General features: G+C 57.3%; 15 protein-coding genes and 1 pseudogene. 3 read left to right on the top strand and 13 right to left on the bottom strand.

What is annotated here, in order from left to right:
• Position 1: 1 nt before the first annotated feature.
• The 10 genes from smc to ccmA form a co-directional block, all read right to left on the bottom strand.
• Positions 2–3,496, bottom strand: coding sequence for a chromosome segregation protein SMC (gene smc, locus INT20_RS04530; protein WP_193056502.1), 3,495 nt, complete (start codon positions 3,494–3,496; stop codon positions 2–4).
• Positions 3,497–3,579: 83 nt separating this feature from the next.
• A complete protein-coding gene (gene ccmI, locus INT20_RS04525; RefSeq protein WP_193056501.1) occupies positions 3,580–4,470 on the bottom strand; it encodes a c-type cytochrome biogenesis protein CcmI in 891 nt (296 codons plus the stop codon).
• A complete protein-coding gene (locus INT20_RS04520; protein ID WP_193056500.1) occupies positions 4,467–4,937 on the bottom strand; it encodes a cytochrome c-type biogenesis protein in 471 nt (156 codons plus the stop codon). Before INT20_RS04520 ends, ccmI begins: the two co-directional genes overlap by 4 nt.
• Positions 4,928–5,455: a DsbE family thiol:disulfide interchange protein gene (locus INT20_RS04515; protein WP_193056499.1), complete on the bottom strand. Its 528-nt coding sequence runs from the start codon at positions 5,453–5,455 to the stop codon at positions 4,928–4,930. Before INT20_RS04515 ends, INT20_RS04520 begins: the two co-directional genes overlap by 10 nt.
• Positions 5,452–7,455: a heme lyase CcmF/NrfE family subunit gene (locus INT20_RS04510; RefSeq protein WP_193056498.1), complete on the bottom strand. Its 2,004-nt coding sequence runs from the start codon at positions 7,453–7,455 to the stop codon at positions 5,452–5,454. Before INT20_RS04510 ends, INT20_RS04515 begins: the two co-directional genes overlap by 4 nt.
• Before the next feature lie 49 nt (positions 7,456–7,504).
• On the bottom strand, positions 7,505–7,981 hold the full coding sequence (gene ccmE / locus INT20_RS04505; protein ID WP_193056497.1) for a cytochrome c maturation protein CcmE: 477 nt from the start codon (positions 7,979–7,981) through the stop codon (positions 7,505–7,507).
• The gene (ccmD, locus tag INT20_RS04500; RefSeq protein WP_193055343.1) at positions 7,971–8,180 is read right to left on the bottom strand and encodes a heme exporter protein CcmD; all 210 of its coding nucleotides are present in this window, start codon (positions 8,178–8,180) and stop codon (positions 7,971–7,973) included. The genes ccmE and ccmD overlap by 11 nt, the downstream gene beginning before the upstream one ends.
• Entirely contained in the window at positions 8,180–8,926 is a 747-nt protein-coding gene (locus INT20_RS04495; protein WP_193056496.1) for a heme ABC transporter permease, read from the bottom strand. The genes ccmD and INT20_RS04495 overlap by 1 nt, the downstream gene beginning before the upstream one ends.
• A gap of 14 nt (positions 8,927–8,940) precedes the next feature.
• On the bottom strand, positions 8,941–9,669 hold the full coding sequence (gene ccmB / locus INT20_RS04490) for a heme exporter protein CcmB (RefSeq protein ID WP_193056495.1): 729 nt from the start codon (positions 9,667–9,669) through the stop codon (positions 8,941–8,943).
• A gap of 3 nt (positions 9,670–9,672) precedes the next feature.
• Complete coding sequence (gene ccmA, locus INT20_RS04485; RefSeq protein WP_172118681.1) at positions 9,673–10,293, bottom strand: cytochrome c biogenesis heme-transporting ATPase CcmA; 621 nt, start codon at positions 10,291–10,293, stop codon at positions 9,673–9,675.
• A 268-nt stretch (positions 10,294–10,561) separates the two neighbouring features.
• On the opposite strand from ccmA, the gene INT20_RS04480 reads away from it, so the two are divergent.
• Positions 10,562–10,999 (top strand): LexA family protein, encoded by a 438-nt coding sequence (locus INT20_RS04480; protein WP_172118680.1) that lies wholly within the window; start codon positions 10,562–10,564, stop codon positions 10,997–10,999.
• Positions 11,000–11,632: pseudogene (locus INT20_RS04475) on the top strand (IMPACT family protein).
• A 73-nt stretch (positions 11,633–11,705) separates the two neighbouring features.
• Here the strand turns inward: INT20_RS04475 and INT20_RS04470 are convergent.
• The 3 genes from INT20_RS04470 to INT20_RS04460 all read right to left on the bottom strand — a co-directional run bounded on the left by INT20_RS04470 (position 11,706) and on the right by INT20_RS04460 (position 15,197).
• Complete coding sequence (locus INT20_RS04470) at positions 11,706–13,028, bottom strand: sodium ion-translocating decarboxylase subunit beta (RefSeq protein WP_193056494.1); 1,323 nt, start codon at positions 13,026–13,028, stop codon at positions 11,706–11,708.
• A gap of 11 nt (positions 13,029–13,039) precedes the next feature.
• On the bottom strand, positions 13,040–14,848 hold the full coding sequence (oadA, locus tag INT20_RS04465) for a sodium-extruding oxaloacetate decarboxylase subunit alpha (protein WP_193056493.1): 1,809 nt from the start codon (positions 14,846–14,848) through the stop codon (positions 13,040–13,042).
• 91 nt (positions 14,849–14,939) lie between these two features.
• Positions 14,940–15,197, bottom strand: a complete 258-nt coding sequence (locus tag INT20_RS04460) for an OadG family protein (protein WP_193056492.1) — start codon at positions 15,195–15,197, stop codon at positions 14,940–14,942.
• A 126-nt stretch (positions 15,198–15,323) separates the two neighbouring features.
• Here INT20_RS04460 and INT20_RS04455 point away from each other — a divergent pair, with 126 nt between their 5' ends.
• Complete coding sequence (locus tag INT20_RS04455; protein WP_225733675.1) at positions 15,324–16,331, top strand: tRNA dihydrouridine synthase; 1,008 nt, start codon at positions 15,324–15,326, stop codon at positions 16,329–16,331.
• Positions 16,332–16,368: the final 37 nt, after the last annotated feature.

Here is a 16,368-nt window from a genome sequence, read left to right as displayed (position 1 = left end):
CCTAATCCACCAACGCGGCGGCTTCATCAATCCCCACCGATACCAGGCGCGACACGCCGGGTTCCTGCATGGTCACCCCCATCAGGCGCTCGGCGGCTTCCATGGCAATCTTGTTGTGGGTGATATAGATGAACTGAACGTTTTCCGACATCTCTTTTACGAGCTTGGCATATCGACCCACGTTGGCATCATCCAGCGGCGCGTCAACTTCATCGAGCATACAGAACGGCGCAGGGTTGAGCTGGAAGATCGAGAACACCAACGAAAGCGCAGTCAGTGCTTTTTCCCCACCGGAGAGCAGATGAATCGTGCTGTTCTTCTTACCCGGCGGACGCGCCATGATCGCCACCCCGGTTTCCAGAAGATCATCACCGGTAAGCGTTAGCCAGGCCGCCCCACCGCCAAACACGCGGGGAAAGAGCTCCTGCAAACCGCTATTCACTTGATCAAACGTTTCCTTGAAACGTACCCGCGTTTCCTGGTCGATACGCTTGATCGCTCGCTCCAGGGTTTCCAGCGCTTCGGTCAGTTCGGCGTGCTGGGCTTCCAAATAGTTGCGTCGCTCGGCCTGCTGGTCGTACTCCTCAATCGCTGCCAGATTAATGGCGCCCAGGCGGCGTATCTTCTCGCCAGTGCTTTCCAAACGCTCCTGCCAAACCTGCTCACTGGCATCGCTTGGCAGGTTCTCGGCCAGGGCATCGGCGTCATGCCCCAGTTCGGCCAGTTGCTCATCTTGCGTGGCCGCTTTTAGCGCCAGCGCCTGAACATCCATACGCCGCTGCTGAAGCTGCTCGCGGCTCTGTTCAAGATTGCGTTCGTGCTGCTGGCGGGCCAGCTCATCATTGCGCAGCTGTTCTGTCAGCGACTGGGCCTGCTGGCGCGTTTCGTTAAGGCGGCGCTCCTGCTGCTCACGCTGATGTAGTAGCTCTTCAAGCTCTTCACCGGCCAACTCGTCCGGCTCAAGTAGCGTTTCCCGTGACTCTTCTAGCTCTGCTATGCGTAGCGTCAAGCGCTCTTCGCTTTCGCTGGAGCGCGTCTGCTGGGCGCGCAAACTACTCCGCTCAGCGGTTAACCGTTCACGCTCTAATGCCAACGTCTGCTGCTGTGCTTTTAACGGGCCGTGTTGCTGAGTCAGCTGGTCGCGCTGTTCGCGCTGGCGGCCACGCTGCTCGCTGGCCTCTTCGCGTGCTTGTGCAGTGGTTTCCAGCGTTTCCATCGCCACGTGCCAGCGGGCACGCTGCTCCTCCAGGGTAAGCGTTAACGCTGCCTCATCCTCTTGCAGTTGCCCAAGCTCCGCATCAAGCTCGGTGGCCCGGCTCTCCAAATGCTCCAGCTTTTGGGCAGCGCTACGCTCTTTAATGGCCAACTGCTGAACGCTTGCAGCATGGCCACGCTCCTGCTCAGCCTGCTGTTCACGGGAAAGCTCCAGGGCTTCAATAGTCTCACTGGTCGTTTCGCACTGTTCTTCAGCCAGCGCCAGCGCTTCTTCATCCTGCTCGCGCAGGGCGTCCAGCTCCTTGAAACGGCGCCGCGTTACCAGTAAGGCATCAACGCCTTCGCCATTGGCCTGCTGATGCAGCCAGCCGCGCCCCCGCCAAACGCCGTCACGGCTAACAACGCTTTCTCCCGCTGCAAGGCCGGGCGCAAGCTGCTCAGCCTCGGCGCCGGACTCAACGTAGTGAATACTTGCTAACCATGCACCTATCGCACCAGCGCCGCTTACCAGTGAATCCAGCCGCTGGCCCTGGGTTGAAGCGGCGGGCGCTTGCTCATCAATCAAACACCAGTCGGTAGCCAGCGCCTGCGGCAGTGCGGCAAGCTGGTGGCTTGCGACCAGGCGAGCATTCAACCAGGGCGCCAACAGCCAGGAAATGACCGTCTCCCAACCGGGTGTCACGCTGAGGGTTTCCCCCAGGCGAGGGGCATTACTTAGCCCGTGGGTTGCCAGGGTTGCTTCCATGTCCGGGTCATGGTCGGCCAGCGCGGCATCCATCAAGGTTTGCAGCGAGGCCAGCTCACCCTGGCGCTGGCTCAATTCAGCGCGTTTATCATCACGGGTAAGCGTTGCCTGTTGATAACGCTGTTTGGCATCGCTGTACTGCTGCTGCCACTGTTCACGCGTTTGGGTGAAGGCTTCGGAACGCTCTTCAGCTTCTTCCAACTGTGCCTGGAACTGAGCGTGCTCTTCGCGTAGCGCGCTCAAGTCCGCCAAATCGCCGCGCTGCTGGCGCCGCCGCTGGCTCTCTGCCTGTAAGCGTTGAATACGCTGCTCTAAATCGCGTAGCTGGTCCTGGCTGCGGTCGGCTTCGCGGCTGGCATCGCGCCAGCGATTTTCGGCGTCCGACCACTGCTGCTCGGCGGCTTCCATGGCGGGGGTAGCATCGGCCAAGGCCTGTTCCAGGGCGTCCAGCTGCTCTTCCAGCACTTCGTGTTCGGGCGCCAGATCCTCAAAGCGTTCGTCGATGGCCGCAAGGCGCTCTCGGTCGCCTTCGCTCACCAGGCGTTGCTCATCCAGCTCGCGCCGTGCAGTGGCAATATCGTTGGCTAGCTGGGACTCACGGCTACGCCGGTGAGCCTGATCCTGCTCCAGCCGTGCAATGCGCGTGGTGGTTTCAAAAAACTGCTGCTGGTGGCGCTCCAGTACCTCGGCCAGCTCATCGTGCTGCTCACGAGCTTGCTCCAGGCGGGTTTCGCACTGGCGTACGCCAAACACATCTTTTTCAACTGAGATTTCCAGCTCACGAACCCGGCTCTCCTGCTGCGACTGCTCTGCCCGCAAGGTGCGCCCGCGTAGCAGTGCCAGCTCGCCTTTAAGCCGGTACTCCTGCTGCTTTAACTCCTGATAGCGTTTGGCCGCCTCGGCCTGGCGCTTTAAGCGCTCAAGCTGTTTATCCAGCTCCTCGCGAATATCGTCCAAACGCTCAAGGTTTTCCTGGGTGCGCCGCATACGATTTTCGGTTTCGCGGCGGCGCTCCTTGTATTTGGAAATGCCCGCGGCTTCTTCAAGCGTTGAGCGCAAGTCATCGGGGCGAGCTTCAATCAATCGCGAGATCATGCCCTGGCCGATAATCGCGTAGGAGCGCGGGCCAAGCCCGGTGCCCATAAACAGGTCGGCGATATCCCGTCGACGGCACTTTTGGCCATTGAAGAAGTAGTTGGACTGGCCGTCACGAGTCACTAACCGTTTGACCACGATCTCCGCGTATTGGGCATACACGCCACCCATGGTGCCATCGCGATTGTCGAACTTGAGCTCAATAGACGCCTGGCCCACCGGTTTGCGCCCGGTCGAGCCATTAAAGATAACGTCGGCCATGGACTCGCCACGCAGGGTTTTAGCGGAAGACTCGCCCATCACCCAGCGCACGGCGTCGATAATATTGGACTTGCCACAGCCATTGGGGCCGACAATCGCGGTCATATTACCGTCGAAGGGCACCGTGACCGGATCGACAAACGACTTGAATCCAACAAGGCGGATAGAGGTTAAGCGCATGCCAATCCTACAAAAAATTATTTATAAACATGAGACGTATTCAAAATACATGATTCATAACGACTTCGGCAGCGGTGATTGGCTCAGAGCTCATCAGCCGCCGCTGTTTCGGATGTATCGGCCAGGCGTTCCTGGGCCGCGCGGATACCTTCGCGTAGCGAGTCGGCCGTGTTCGGATCGTTGACCGTTGCCAGCGCGCGGCGCCAGCGGTCCATTGCGCCCTCGTAATCGCCGTTATCAAACGCGTGAATGCCTAACAGACCGAGCACCGTTGGTTGGCGTGGGTCCTGAGCCAGCGTTTCATTCACCAAACGCTGCACATCCGGGGTCAGCTCACGCCCTGCCATAAAGAAGCGAATTTGCGCAAGCTGGGCGAGCAGTGCAGGGAGCCGGCCTTCCAGCGCGATGAGCCGTTCCAGCGCATCGATGGCGTTATCTTCCTGGCCGGTATCGCGATACAGCGGAAACAGCGAGGCCCACACGTTGGCATTGCCCGGCTGAAGCGCGGCCTGCTCTTCCATACGACGAATATACGTGTCTGGAGTAGCGCCGGGGTCGTTGAGTAATTCCTGCTGAACGCCATACAGGGCAAGATCACCCTCGGCCCCCTCTTCCAGGTACCAAAAAAGACTGATGGCCACCACACTCAAGGCAATCAATGGCACAGCTAAACGCCCGGCAAGGGGCGATTGTAGCGGTCGTACGGCCAGCGTGGCAGTATCTTCCAGAAGGCTACGCTCAAGTTCCAGCGTTCCTTCTTCAAACTGCGCGGTACTAACATCGCCACGCGCATGAGCCGTCTCTAACGAGGTAAGCCGACGCTGAAAAATGGCCACGTTCTGCTCGGCCGAAGTGTCGTTGGCTTCATATGCACGTTGCTGATCATAAAGCGCATGCGCCTTACGCAGCGGGGAAAGTAGCAAGACAATCGCTGGCAACATGATAATCGCCATGGCGACCCATAAAAGCGTCATGAGGATCTCCTGCGCTGAATCAGCGCACCCAGCCGAGCGCGCTCTTCAGCACTTAGCGCCTTGGCAGACGCATGGCGCCGTGCGCGTACAATCAGCAGCACGATCAAAACACCCCCGACGCCTAACCCGATGGGCAGCCCCCACAGAAGATAGGTACGGCTCTCCAGGCGCGGATTATAGAGAACATAGTCGCCAAAGCGCTCTACCATGTGATTGATCACTTCGCTATCGGAGCGCCCATCCTGCAGCATTTGATACACCCGTTCCCGCATATCGGCGGAGATAGGCGAGTTCGAATCATTGATGGCCTGGTTTTCACACAGTGGGCAGCGCATGGACGCGGTTAATGCGTGATAACGCTGCGCCAGCACCGGGTCGTCAAACTCACGCAGTTCGATTCCCTCCGCCACAACGCTTGCCGACAACAGCAGCAGGAAGAGCACGGCCAGGGTACGTATTAACGCCATTTGGCGACCTCCGGCAAAATACGCTCGGCCATATCCTGAGGCGAGATATCGCCTTTATGGTGATAGCGAATTATCCCTTCGGCATCAACCAGAAACGTTTCCGGCGCGCCATAAACGCCGAGATCAAAGCCCAGGCTGCCATCAGGGTCAAAGATATTCACTTCAAACGGGTCGCCAAACTCGTTTAAAAAGTGCATTCCCTTCTCGCGGGTATCGCGATAGTTCACCCCGACCATACGAACCCCCTGGTCGGCCAATGCCAAAAGCTGGGGCATTTCCTGCTTGCAGGCCGGGCACCATTCGCCCCACACATTAACCAGTGAGACCTCTCCCTGGAGCAGCGTTTGATCGACCAGGCGGCCTTCATCACGCAACGTGGTGGCCTCAAATGTCGGAAACTCACGTGCCATCAGCGCCGAGTTCCGGGCTGACGGGTCATGCTGCAAACGCTGATATAAAAACAGCGCCACCAGAAGAAAACCCAGCGGTAGCAGTAACAGCCATAGTCGACGGCTCATAGCGCGGCTTCCTGCGTTTTGGGCGAGCGGGCCACGTCGGCACGGTCGGCCGTTCTGGTTCGGCGATAGCGCTTATCCACTATTGCCAGTATGCCGCCTAACGCCATCAACAAACCGCCCAACCAAAGCCAGCGTACAAAAGGCTTATATTGAATACGCATGGCCCAACTGCCATCCTCCAAATCTTCACCCATGGCAACGTAAAGATCCCGAAACAAGCCGGGGCGTAGCGCGACTTGGGACATGGGCATACCCGTTGCCAGATAAAAGCGCTTCTCAGGGCGCATAATAAAACCATGCCCTGATTCGATATTGCGCACCTGAATGACGGCCGTATCGGCCATAAAGTTGGCGCCTCGGCGGCTTTTAAGCTCCGTCAACGTGAACTGATAGCCCGCGACGTCAAGCTCGGTGCCCGGCGCCATACGCACCGTGCGCTCAGTGGCATAGTTGGACACCACGGCCACACCAATAATCGTCACTGCAATTCCCACATGCCCGAGCACCATGCCCCAATACGCCAGGGAAAGCTTGCGCAAACCCGCCAGGCGGCTGGCGCCGTGGCGGGTTTTATCCCACATGTCCTTCCCAATCGGCAGCACGATCCACAGCGCAGCCACAATACCCAATGAGGCCCACAGGTTCCATTCACCGGTGTATATCAGCGGCAACACCATACCCAGCACCAGCGCAGCGACGCCAGCAAGCCACAGCTTACGGCACAGCTCACTGGCCGACATGTTCTTCCAGCGAGCGACCGGACCAAGCCCCATAAAGAGACACATCACAACCGTCAGCGGTACAAAAAGCGCATTAAAGTACGGTGGGCCCACGCTGATTTTACCCAGCTTGAGCGAGTCTAAAATCAGCGGGTAGAGCGTGCCCAGCAAAATAGTCACGGTCATGATGACCAATAGAATATTGTTGATAAGCAGCAGCGAATCTCGTGATAGCCAGTTGAAGCTCGCATGATGGCTCACGCGGGGCGCGCGCAGCGCAAATATCAGTAGAGAAAGCGTCACGGTGATCGTCAGTAGCACCAGAATAAACAAGCCGCGTGAGGGGTCATTGGCAAACGCGTGCACCGAGGTAAGCACACCAGAACGCACCAGAAAGGTACCCAGCAGCGATAGCGAAAAGGTAAAAATGGCCAGCAGTACGGTCCAGCTTTTAAACGAGCCGCGCTTTTCGGTGACAGCCAGCGAATGGATCAGCGCAGTGCCGGTTAGCCAGGGCAGCAGCGAGGCGTTTTCCACCGGGTCCCAGAACCACCAGCCTCCCCAGCCAAGTTCGTAGTAGGCCCACCAGCTGCCCAATGCAATACCCACCGTCAAAAAGGCCCAGGCAATATTGGTCCAGGGGCGCGCCCAGCGCGTCCAGGCCGCATCCAACCGCCCCCCCAGCAGCGCGGCAATGGCGAAGGCAAACACGACGGAAAACCCGACATAGCCCATGTAGAGCATCGGCGGGTGAACAATCAAGCCAATATCCTGAAGCAGCGGATTAAGGTCCGCGCCATCGTGAGGCACGTTGGGCAAAAGCCGCTCGAAGGGATTGGACGTCAGCAGGATAAACAGTAAAAATCCCACGCTAATCAAGCCCATCACACCCTGTACCCGCGCTACCATGTCGCGAGGCAGGCCGCCTGAGAAGCGCGAAGCAGCATACCCCCAGCCCGCCAGCATCAGGCTCCACAACAGCACCGACCCTTCATGGTTGCCCCACACCGCACTGAGCTTGTAGTACCAGGGCAACAGCGAGTTGGAGTTGTTGGCGACGTTCGCCACGCTGAAGTCATCCACCGCATAGCTGGCGGTTAGGCACACATAAGCCACCGCGATGAACAGAAACTGCCCCGTGGCCATGGGATGACCATATGCCATCCAAAGCGGCCTGCGCGTGGCAGCTCCGGCTAATGGCATTACGCCCTGCAATACCGCCATTAGCAGGGCAATAATTAACGCGAAGTGCCCAAGCTCAGGGATCAGTTTTACCAACATCGGCACTCCAGCATGACACGGACTCTAGGGTATAGGACATTGGCTCAACCTATTCACGCTTGGCTGCTTCAACCGGTTGGCCCTGATAATCAGCAGGCGAGTAGCCTGCCTCTTCTAACGCTTGCGACACTTCGGGCGGCATGTAGTTTTCATCGTGGCGAGCAAGCACCTTGTCAGCGATAAACCGCCCATCTGTAGACAGTTTGCCTACCACCACCACGCCCTGCCCTTCGCGAAACAGATCCGGCAGGATGCCGTTATAGGCCACCGCAAGCTCGTCCACGTAGTCGGTTACCAGGAACTCGACGTTCAGGCTTTGCGGGTCACGGATAACCGTGCCCTCCTTTACCATACCGCCTGCACGGATTGTCCGCTCGATGGGCGCATCACCCTGGGCAATCTGCACCGGACTGTAGAACAGGTTGATATTAGCGCGCAGGGCGTAGAGCGTGAGGCCTACCGCCACGGCGGCTAGCGCCAGCGCGCCGAGAATGATCACCAGCTTCTGGCGACGTTTAGGTGTCATCAGCATGTCTCGTTTGATGGGGTGGATGACGGTCACCACGCCGGGCACGGCGTTTTACAGCACTGGCCAGTTGGCGGCGCTCAAAACGAGCATGAATGATGCAGGCAACCATCAAAAGTGCCGTGACGCCCCAGGCCGCCCACACGTAAGGTCCGTGTCCGCCCATGGCCAAGAACGCGCCAAACGATGTAAATGCCATTACCGCGCCTCCCTGATCAAATCCCTGACCCAGCGCTTATCAATTTCCCGACGCAGGATTTCACTCCGCGTACGCATCAGTGTAAGAGCGATAAAAAAACAGTAGAAGCCCAGCACCATGATCAGTAACGGCAGCCACATTTCCGTGGGCATGAGGGGCCGCGACGTCAACGTAAAGGTCGCCGACTGGTGGAGCGTAAACCACCAGTCCACCGAGTACTTGATAATCGGAATATTGATGACCCCAACCATGGCCAGTACCGAAGCCGCTTTTGATCCCCCCTCACGACGGGCAAAAGCACTGCGCAGGGCGATCACACCCAGAAACAGGAACAACAGAATCAGCATGGAGGTCAGTCGGGCATCCCACATCCACCAAGTGCCCCAGGTGGGGACACCCCACACCGCCCCGGAAAAAAGCGCCACAAACGTCATCACCGCCCCAAACGGCGCCATAACTGTCGCGGCCATATCCGCCACCTTGATCTTCCATACCATGAAGACAAGGCTCGCCGCCGCCATCGAAACAAACACCGACTGGGCAAGAAAGGCGGCGGGCACGTGGACATAAATGATCCTGAAGCTATCGCCCTGCCCCTGATTCACCTCGGTGGGTGCAAAGGCTAACCCCCATACCGTACCGGTCGCAATGAGTACCAGGGAGACTGCCCAGCACCAGGGCTGCACCTTTGCACTCATTGCATAAAACGATTTGGGAGAGCCCCATTTATGAATAAAGGTCCACATGGCGTGTTCTGTCCTCAACCGTTGATACTGATGCGTAGCGAGGCGGCAATCGCCCAGGGAGCCAACAGTAGCGACGCGGCCAGCAGGGCCCCGAGCATGGCCAGGTGCGCCGCGACACCTTCACCGATGACAGCAGCCTGCACCGCCCCGACCCCAAAAATAAGCACCGGTATATACAGCGGCAGTATAAGCAGCGACAGCAGTACACCGCCTCGCGCGATACCGACGGTCAACGCCGCACCAATCGCGCCAAGCAGGCTCAAACTGGCACTGCCCAGTAAAAGCGAAAGCGCAAGCACCGCGTAGCTGCCCGGAGGCAGGGCCAGCATCACACCCAGAAGCGGCGCGACCAGTGCCAGCGGCAGCCCGGTCAACAACCAGTGGGCCAGCACCTTGGCCAGGCTAAGCGCGGCTAGCGGCTGAGGCGCGAGCAGCATCTGCTCAAGGCTGCCGTCGTCATAATCGGTGCGAAACAGGCTATCCAGCGACAAAAGCGCCGCCAGAAGTGCCGCTACCCACAAAAGACCTGGCGCGATCAGCGCAAGTACGGCGCGGTCGGGTGAAATGCCGATTGGGAACAGCGTTATCACCAGCGCGAAGAAGACCAGCGGATTGAACAGCTCGCCGCGGCGTCTGAACATCAGTGTTACATCACGCTTCAGGGTAGCGGTAAAGGCGATCCACAGCCCGCCCGGCACCGGCGTTTCAAGTAGTGTAGTGGTCGCCTTCTGCCCCTGCGTCATTGTCTACCCCAGTTGAATACAGCGAGCGGCGGGCGAAGCATTCAGCCCATGGTGAGTGGTTACCAGAATGCTCCCCCCGGCTTGAGCATGAGCTGAAAGCTGCGCTTCAAGCGCGGCTACGCCTTGGTGGTCAATGGCGGAAAACGGCTCGTCAAGCACCCAGAGTGGACGGCGCGTCAGCGTTAACCGGGCCAACGCCACACGGCGCTGCTGACCCGCCGAAAGCTGGCCGGCCAATACGTCCTCAAAACCGCCAAGCCCTACTTGCTCCAAAGCGCTCAGGCGCTGCGATTCATTCCCCCGCTCGCCGCTTAGCGCCTGGTACCAGGCCAGGTTTTCAAGCGGTGAAAGCCCAGCCTTGATGCCTGGCGAATGCCCCAGATACAGCAGGTTGGCCAGATAATGTTCACGCACCTTGCGAAGTGGCGCGCCGTTCCAGAAAAGCTCGCCTTGGTAATCACTCAGTTGACCTGCCAGCAGCTTTAACAGCGTGGTCTTGCCGCTGCCATTGGGGCCTTCAATTCGAACGATGTCACCGCTGCGAATCGTGAGATCGAGCCCTTCAAATAGCCAGCGCCCATCACGCTCACAGGCTAGTTGTCGTGCTTGCAGGCACAGGCTCAAAGGTGTCTCCCAACAGGTTGATAGTTAGCCAAAACTCTACACGGAAAGCCACGTTATCTCCAGCCAATCGCAGCGGCCGTGAGAATGCACCAAGCGTGCCGACGGGACCAGCATTTTGAATAGCCAAAGGCACTGGATAAAAACAGCACTACCACTGTATGCAAAAACAGCTGTATACTAAAACACTGTATGAAAAGACATGCCAACAACCTGCTGGCTTGCCACTACTAAACGCCTAGGGAAAGGGCGCTGCATTGGAGAATTTCCTATGAATATATCGATGTCAGCACCAACTCACGCCGGTTCTACCGTATTGAGCAGCGCGTCCTGCGCACCTAAAGGCATTCAATCGGCACGCGCCTTTAAAACAGCACCACGCAGAACGCGCCACAATACCTACGCCCTAAAAATACGTGGTAACCGAATGCGTGATTGCAACTTGTTTGATGGAGATGTCATTATTATTCGGCGTTTTCAATGCGATACCCACGAAGAAACCGCCGTCGCTCACATCAATCAGCAGCCTGTTGCGTTGAAGCAGCTCTCGATCAGTCGCTTTGGCGTACATTTATGGCCTGCCGACACCCAAGCGCCGGATCTCTTTTTGCACAATCGCGATATTCAAGTGTTAGGAATGGTAATGGGTGTGGCGCAGGATAGTGCCAACGACCTTGCTGCCAATTCTTATGGCCTTATGGAGCACTGATTGCGTTATCAAGTTCCTGATTTAGCTGCCTCGCAGTGGCATACCGCCGAGATAGAGGTCGAAAAAAGCCAGTTTCTGGCGTGGCTATGCCATGCGCCAGATGTGGCCGCTTTTAGTGCACTTCTTGAAGCGGAAAGAGCTGCTCACCCCAATGCCAGCCATCACTGTACGGCTTATATTGCTGGGCCGCCCGGGTAGCAAACACTGATTGGTTTTTCCGATGATGGCGAGCCTGGCGGCACGGCCGGTCGGCCAATGTACCAGGTACTTCAAGGCAGCCAAATGGGTGAAATCGGCGGTGTCGTGACGCGCTACTTCGGCGGCACCAAGCTAGGCACCGGCGGGCTGGCACGGGCTTACGCTCAAGCCATCAGCCATGCGTTGGAAACCTTACCGACGCGTGAAGTGATTGAGCGAGACGCCTACACGCTACGCCTTACCTTTGCCAGCGAGGCTATCGCCCGCGCCTGGTGCGACGAAAAGGCCATCCCCATTGAACACGTCAACTACGATGGCGAAGGTGTTCAGCTCACCATTGGCTGGCCCCGCGACCATACGTTCGACCTTTCCCCCTTGGAAAATCGCCTAAAGTGCACGCTGGACGTTACCCCAGTAAACGCCCCCGCCCCCTGAACCAAAAACGGCTTACGGAGTAAACCGTAAGCCGTGCATGGGGCACTTCTGCTTCCCCGTCAATCCTGTCTATTTATCCCAAATATTTAATCATTACCCCGGCAGCCACGGCAGAACCAATTACCCCTGCCACGTTTGGACCCATCGCATGCATCAACAAGAAGTTATGCGGATTGGATTCCAGACCGACCTTATTAGCTACACGCGCCGCCATAGGCACAGCGGATACCCCGGCAGCACCTATCAGCGGATTAATCGGCATACGGCTCATTAGGTTCATCAGCTTGGCCATTAACACGCCGGCGGCGGTACCAATTCCGAAGGCCACAATACCCAGCCCTAGAATCCCGAGGGTTTCCACCGTCAAGAAGCTTTCCGCCATCAGCTTTGAGCCAACAGAAAGCCCTAGAACGATCGTCACGATGTTGATCAGCGCGTTCTGGGCGGTATCCGAAAGCCGCTCTACCACGCCGCATTCGCGCATCAAATTACCAAAGCAAAACATCCCCAGAAGCGGTGCTGCGTCGGGTAGAAACAGCGCGACCAGGATCAACAGCATGAGAGGAAAAATCACTTTTTCCAGCCTGGAGACGGGGCGCAGCTGCGTCATTTTTATCTGACGCTCTTTTTTAGTGGTTAGCAGCCGCATAATAGGTGGCTGGATTAACGGCACCAGCGCCATGTACGCGTAGGCCGCCACCGCGATAGCACCCAATAGCTCTGGCGCAAGCACGCTGGACACATAGATAGACGTTGGCCCATCGGCGCCGCCGATAATCCCGATCGCTGCCGCCTGGTTCAGCGAGAAGTCCATGATGCCCATGGAGGTCAGCACAACAGCACCAAACAGCGTGGCGAAAATACCAAACTGGGCCGCAGCACCTAGAAACAGCGTACGAGGGTTGGCAAGCAGCGGGCCAAAGTCAGTCATGGCACCCACGCCCATAAAGATCAACAGCGGCGCGATACCCGATGCAATGGCCACTGAATAGAAGTTATACAGCATGCCATTGCTGTAACCGACGCTTGTCGCAATATCCTTAGCGGCACGCAGCTGCTCTGGCGCTACCTCACCATGGGCAACTACTTTGAGCGTTTCACGCCACGCATCAATACCTGCCAAAGGATCCAGCATTACGCCCAGCGCGGCACCAACCTGCTGAAGCACGGCAGGCTTGCCAACCTCAATGGCCTGGTCCAGCGCTGAAATCGCAAGGCCAGCTTCGGGAATATTGGCAAGAATCCCCCCAAAACCAATCGGCACCAACAGCAGCGGCTCAAATTTCTTATGGATCGCCAAATAGAGCAGCAGCAGCCCGACCCCGATCATGACCACTTGGCCAAGCTCAAGGTTATAAAGCCCCGAGCCCTCCCATAACGTGACTAGCTTATCCATTCCCGAGGCCCTTAAAGCTCAATCAGTACGTCGCCAACAGCTACGCTGTCGCCTTCACTAACATTGACTTTCGATACCGTGCCGGCACTGCTGGCGCGAATTTCGGTTTCCATTTTCATAGCTTCAAGAATGATGACCACTTCCCCATCCGCTACCTGGTCGCCAGGGCGCACATTCACCTTGAAGATATTGCCAGCAAGCGGTGCTTCTATGGCTTCACCACGGCTGGCCGCCGGGGCGGGGCTCGCCGCAGGCGCAGCCGACTGCTCTTGCACCTGGCCAATATCGCCGCCTTCAGAAACTTCCACTACAAACGCTTTGCCATTGAGTTTTACGGTATAGGTTTCAGGGCCACGTGCCGCCTCTGGCGCACTGCCTTGAGTAACCACCGGAGGCTTGGCAGGCTCGCTACCAGCCGCCTGGGGCGCAGGTTCGAAAGCATCCGCGTTATCACGATTTTTAAGAAACTTCAGACCGATTTGCGGGAACAGGGCGTAGGTGAGGACATCATCTATTTCACACTCGCCTTCTGCCAGGCGTACCTGCTCGACTCCGGCTTTCTCTTTAAGCTCTGCCGCCAGCTTTTGCATTTCAGGTGCAAGGTTATCCGCCGGGCGACAGGTAATCGGCTGACCGCCTTCCAGCACGCGGGCTTGAAGCTCGGTGTTAAAGGGGGCGGGTGCCGCGCCGTATTCGCCTTTCAGCAGCGCCTGCACCTCTTTGGAAATGGACTTGTAACGCTCGCCCATCATCACGTTCATTACCGCTTGGGTACCGACGATTTGCGACGTGGGCGTCACCAGCGGAATAAATCCCAGGTCTTCACGCACGCGAGGAATTTCGCCAAGCACATCGTCCAGCTTGTCGCCCGCACCCTGCTCTTTCAGCTGACTTTCCATATTGGTCAGCATGCCGCCTGGCACCTGGGCTACCAGAATGCGCGAATCGATGCCGCGTAACGAACCTTCAAAAGCAGCGTACTTTTTACGTACTTCACGGAAATAGCCCGCGATGTCTTCCAACAGCTCAAGGTCCAGCCCGGTATCACGGTCGGTATCCTTGAGCATCGCAACAACGGACTCTGTGGGGCTATGTCCATACGTCATCGACATGGACGAAATCGCAGTATCGACGTTATCGATACCGGCCTCGACTGCCTTAAGAATGGTGGAAGTGGAAAGTCCTGTCGTGGCATGGCAATGCAGGTGAACAGGAATAGACAGATTTTTCTTCAGCCGCGTTACCAGCTCAAATGCGGTATAAGGCGTTAACAGCCCCGCCATATCCTTGATAGCCAGCGAGTCTGCGCCCATTTCGGCAATATTGGTCGCTAGATCGACCCAGCTATCCAGGGTATGTACCGGGCTTACCGTGTAGGAAATAGTGCCCTGCGCATGCCCACCCACCTGACGAACCGCTGTAATCGCGCGCTCCAGGTTGCGCGGGTCATTCATGGCATCAAACACACGGAATACATCAACGCCATTGGTTTTGGCCCGTTCGACAAACTTATCGACTACGTCATCCGCATAGTGGCGATAGCCCAACAGGTTTTGACCACGCAGCAGCATGGCTTGAGGCGTATTGGGCATCGCCTCTTTTAATGCCCGGATGCGCTCCCATGGGTCTTCGCCTAAATAACGAATGCATGCATCAAAGGTGGCGCCACCCCAGGTCTCTAGCGACCAGTAGCCAACACGATCCAGCTTTTCAGCGATGGGCAGCATGTCGTCCAGACGCAAGCGGGTCGCAAACAGTGATTGATGGGCATCACGCAGTACCACATCGGTAATTCCCAGCGGGCGTTTTGTCTCATTCATAGCAGTAGCTCACACGTTAAAATTATTGATATGTAGTAAAACTAACAAAATAAAGGCAAATAAGGGGATAGGCTGACTAAAAAATTACCGATTAGTGACGCTTTAATGAGCGGTAACGATGCACCGCAGCACTGATAACTGCAGTCACTTCCTCGTCCTCGCCACTCAACGCGGGAGCAGACGAAGGCTTTGTACCTGCCAACGTCGGCACAGGCGTCGGCTGAAAACGTCCCAACAGTTTTGACATCAACGTAACGCTAATGACTAAAATAGTAAGAAAAACAAAAACAAAGCCCATCCCAAGCCCCATAATTGCGAGCCCCTCCTGGAGTAGTTCTGCATTCTGCATAATGTCTCTCTTGTTGTAGAGCATAAATTAACGCTTAAAGGGTTCTAAAAGTCCCTTGGCGCCGTCAAAGTAATACACTAACCTGCCACACCCAGCATAAAACGCAATCGCGCCATAGTGGAAGTCATGGTTGTTAATTTACTACAAAACGGAAAAATTGGCCTCGCCCCGATGGAGGGCGTTATCGACGCCCTCACCCGCGACTTATTAACGCGTGAGGCAGGCTTTGATTGGACCGTTACCGAATTTGTCCGCGTGGTCGACACGCGTCTCCCGCCCCGAGTGTTTTACAAGCACTGCCCTGAGCTTACCAACCGCCCTGTTGCGACCGCCAGCGGCATTCCCGTGCATTTGCAACTGCTTGGCTCTGACCCTAAGGCGCTGGCTGAAAATGCTCGCCAGGCGTTAGCGCTAGGCGCTGTCAGCGTGGACTTGAATTTCGGCTGCCCGGCCAAGCTGGTTAATCGGCATGATGGAGGCGCCTCGTTACTACGCCGCCCTGAACGCGTCTACCAGGCAGTGAAGGCCGTCTCCGAAGCACTTGAGGGTCAAATTCCGGTCACCGCTAAAATCCGCCTGGGCTTTTCAGACCGGCGCTTAGCCGTCGCCTGCGCCCAGGCGACCCAGGCAGGCGGTGCCGCTCGTCTGGTTGTTCACGGCCGCACACGTGATGAAGGCTATCGCCCTCCGGCCCACTGGGAGTGGATCGGCCGAGTGCGCCAGCAGGTATCGATACCCGTGGTTGCCAATGGCGATATATGGACGCTGGAGGCGTACTGGAAAGCGCGCACCCTGTCAGGCTGCAGAGATGTGATGTTAGGCCGTAGCGCGCTAGCAGACCCCTGGCTTGCGCCACGTATCCGGCACTGGCAGCGAACCGGCGAACGACTGCCTGAAACCACATGGCCAATGCGTGCCAGCGTGATCAAGGAGTACGCGCACCTTCAGCGGCAGCATCTACCCGACCGAGTTGTGGTCTCGCTGGTAAAGCAGTGGCTCGCACAGATGCGCCAGGGCAATGAAGAAGCCAACCAGCACTTTCAGCGCGTTAAACGCCTAACAGACCTTGATACCCTGCTTAAAAGCCTGGTCATCGACACAGCGCACCCTGAGGCGGCTGTCAGCTGCCACTAAGCAAGAGCATTGACCAAAAAAAAGCGCCCTCGCAATG

The sequence above is a fragment of the Halomonas citrativorans genome, from assembly GCF_014898005.1.
In the GTDB taxonomy this organism is placed as follows: domain Bacteria; phylum Pseudomonadota; class Gammaproteobacteria; order Pseudomonadales; family Halomonadaceae; genus Vreelandella; species Vreelandella citrativorans.
Note: the sequence above shows the minus strand (reverse complement) of the source record. Positions and strands in the feature narration are given on the sequence as shown.